Source organism: Verrucomicrobiia bacterium, assembly GCA_035460805.1.
Classification (GTDB): Bacteria; Patescibacteriota; UBA1384; order CAILIB01; family CAILIB01; genus DATHWI01.
In genome coordinates this window covers 1-2,655 of the sequence record DATHWI010000026.1, presented here as the reverse complement: position 1 = coordinate 2,655, position 2,655 = coordinate 1, and the positions used below count along the sequence as shown (strand labels likewise).

The 2,655-nt window shown below is 47.5% G+C and carries 4 protein-coding genes; 1 reads left to right on the top strand and 3 read right to left on the bottom strand.

The window, feature by feature from the left end:
- Together VLA04_00675 and VLA04_00670 are read right to left on the bottom strand one after the other, a co-directional pair.
- Positions 1–721, bottom strand: a 721-nt coding sequence (locus VLA04_00675; protein HSI20212.1) for an aminoglycoside phosphotransferase family protein, incomplete at its 3' end; no start/stop codon positions are given.
- Positions 722–730: 9 nt separating this feature from the next.
- Positions 731–2,200 carry an ABC-F family ATP-binding cassette domain-containing protein gene (locus tag VLA04_00670; protein ID HSI20211.1) on the bottom strand — a complete coding sequence of 490 codons (1,470 nt, stop codon included), beginning with the start codon at positions 2,198–2,200 and terminating at the stop codon, positions 731–733.
- Here VLA04_00670 and VLA04_00665 point away from each other — a divergent pair.
- Entirely contained in the window at positions 2,191–2,373 is a 183-nt protein-coding gene (locus tag VLA04_00665) for a hypothetical protein (GenBank protein ID HSI20210.1), read from the top strand. The genes VLA04_00670 and VLA04_00665 overlap by 10 nt on opposite strands.
- 86 nt (positions 2,374–2,459) lie before the next feature.
- Here VLA04_00665 and VLA04_00660 read toward each other — a convergent pair.
- Positions 2,460–2,655 (bottom strand): hypothetical protein (locus VLA04_00660; GenBank protein HSI20209.1); only part of this gene is annotated, 196 nt, incomplete at its 5' end.

The window sequence follows — 2,655 nt, the reverse complement described above, 5'->3', positions numbered from 1 at the left end:
AAGGCGCATAAAACGTGAAAGCCGCGAGCTCATAAAGAAAATCTCCATACATACTATTTCCCCAATCTACTACAGCGTTTATCTTCCCATCTCCGACCATGACGTTAAAGTGCAATAAGTCGGTGTGAAGTAAGTGCCGTATTTCTGGGCACTGGTTAAGATGCGACTTAAGGTATCCGAGTATCTCATCGTAGGAAGCGACCACGTCTGGAAATTGCGCCATATTTGCATGCCAGCCGTGTACTCTTTCAGTTTCATTATCAACATCGAGAAGGAATTCAGCCCAGCTCTTTTGTGGGGCGTTTCCGTCAGCATGCCATAGGCCAAATCCAGCCGTTGAACTTACGTCAGTGTCACGAAGACCGTCAAGCATTCGCAGTACCGCCGGAACAGTTTCCCGCATTTTATCTTCTGGCAAACCTTCCAGCATTTCGCCATACGCTCGCTCCGAAATGCAGAAGTAACGCTCCAACGCCTCGCCTACTTCAAGCACCTTCGGAACTGGAAGGTCCGCCGTTGCAAATTTTGATGCCACCTCATCCTTTAAGAAGTCTTCAATGTGCACGCCAAATCGCGCAACAAAGTCAGTGTCACTGTGGCTAAATGAGAAGGCTTGAGACCAGCTTCCCCTCCCAATCGGTGACACTTCTTGCACATCACTTCCAAGATGCTTACTTAAGAATGCTTCAATTTGTTGGGTTTCAAGGAGCTGCGGTTTCATAGAATTGAGTTATGCCTCCACTATACGGGATTCAAGTAGTACTTCCTTGTCGATATCTAACGTTTCGACAAAGTAGCGGTCATGTGAGGCAACCAGAATCGCTCCCTCAAACTCTTCCAGCGCAGCTTCAATAGCCTCACGTGCTTCCAGCTCAATATGATTGGTTGGCTCATCAAGTACTAGTAACTGCGGGCTACCTAGCAATACCTTAGTTAAGGCAAGCTTAGTTTGTTGGCCTCTCGAGAGGCTACCAACCTCTTGTTCAAGATCCGTCACCGTTAAACCTAAGGCGCGGGCATACTGGAAGCACCGAGTAGGACGCTCCTTCGTAGCCAAAAGCTCCGTCTTACCAGTAGATCTCAATGAAAGGCCACTCATATCCTGCGACAAGCTTCCGACACGAATCCCCGCGCCGATCTTAACCTCGCCACCATCCGGCTCTAGCCCTCCCAAGATCAAACTAAGGAGTGTAGTCTTGCCACTTCCATTCGGCCCAGATATTAGGACTCGTTGGCTACCAAGTAATTGGAAGGAAAGACTCGATAGTACTTCTCTCCCCTCAAAACTCTTAGAGACTTCCCTCACTTCAACAACGATCTTACTTGCAGGAACCATGGTTTCAGGTAGGGGCAAGTACACCAGATCTTCACTTCGTTGCTTTTCAAGCCAGTCCGTACCAGACATTTCCCGCTTAAGCCGTGCTTCCCGAACTACCGCTTTCCGTGCCACTTTCTTCGCATAACGGCGAGTAATATCGTTAGTAGTACTCAGCTCCACCCCGATTGCCTGATTCTTTGTATTGGCAATATCTTTTTCAAGCCGGGTTTTGTAACTTTCCTGTGCTTCGTATTTAGCCTGATATGCCTCCCTCTCATACTGCTGTTGGGTACGGGCAAACGTATAGTTACCACCGTACACTTTCAGCGCGCCATCTTTAAGTTCCACTGTCCGAGTTGCCACAGCGTCTAAAAAGGAACGGTCATGAGAGGTAAGCAAAACGGCCCCATGAAAGTTTTTAACGAAGTTAGTCAGCCATTCCAAACCTTGAAGGTCCAAGTTATTAGTCGGTTCGTCAAGCAATAATATCGTGGGATTATCCAGAAGTACCTTTGCAAGACCAAGTTTCGTCTTCTGCCCACCACTTAAGGTTGAGACCGACTGAGCCCAATCGGTGTTTTGCAAATCAACTTGGCGCAAAGCTGCATGTACTTCACCCACTGAATACTCAGAAAAGAAACCGCCTACGGTACCGACTGTATTTTCCATTTCTTGTGGTAGATAACCAGGGCGCTCCCCATCGTGGGAAATGCTGCCAGTATCAGGCTTCAACTCACCTGCAGCAATACGCAGAAGCGTGGTTTTTCCAGACCCATTTCTACCAATAAGAGCAGTAACCTCGCCCCGGGAAAGGTGAAGGCCTACTCCATCAAGGATTTGACGGTCGTTAAAGGATAGGGAGATGTTTTGTAATGAATACATACGCAAAGGTTAGTAATAATCGGAATACAACAAAAAACTGCCGGGCGGCAGATTACTGTGCTTTGCGTATGGTGAGAATACAAAAACTACATGACCTGCCGGTCCGTCTGAGTGGGGATGTAGTTGATGATGTTTCCCATAGTGCCGCCAATGTAACAGGAAGGCAGTTTTGAGTCAATTAAGACAAAGGACGACCAGAGTGTCCACTAAAAAAGAGCAGTCATGATATGGCTGCTCTTTCGGAATACCGAGGATGCCGCTACTCGATTGGCATACCCACTTTGAATGCCCGCTCATAGTCTTCGAGTGTAAGCTTCGAGTCCGGACTGTTATCCGACGAGACAGGTTGTCTCGACTTGAACTCTTGCAAGTATTTTTCGTCCTTATGGACTCTTCTCTCTTCGTTAGTTGTTTTTGAATTCTCCGTAGCCATCGTAGTTCCTCCTGGAATTAGC

Coding starts and splice junctions, on each gene's coding strand:
- VLA04_00665 (HSI20210.1), top strand. CDS start 2,191: ATGAATACATACGCAAAGGTTAGTAATAATCGGAATACAACAAAAAAC.
- VLA04_00670 (HSI20211.1), bottom strand. CDS start 2,200: ATGTATTCATTACAAAACATCTCCCTATCCTTTAACGACCGTCAAATC.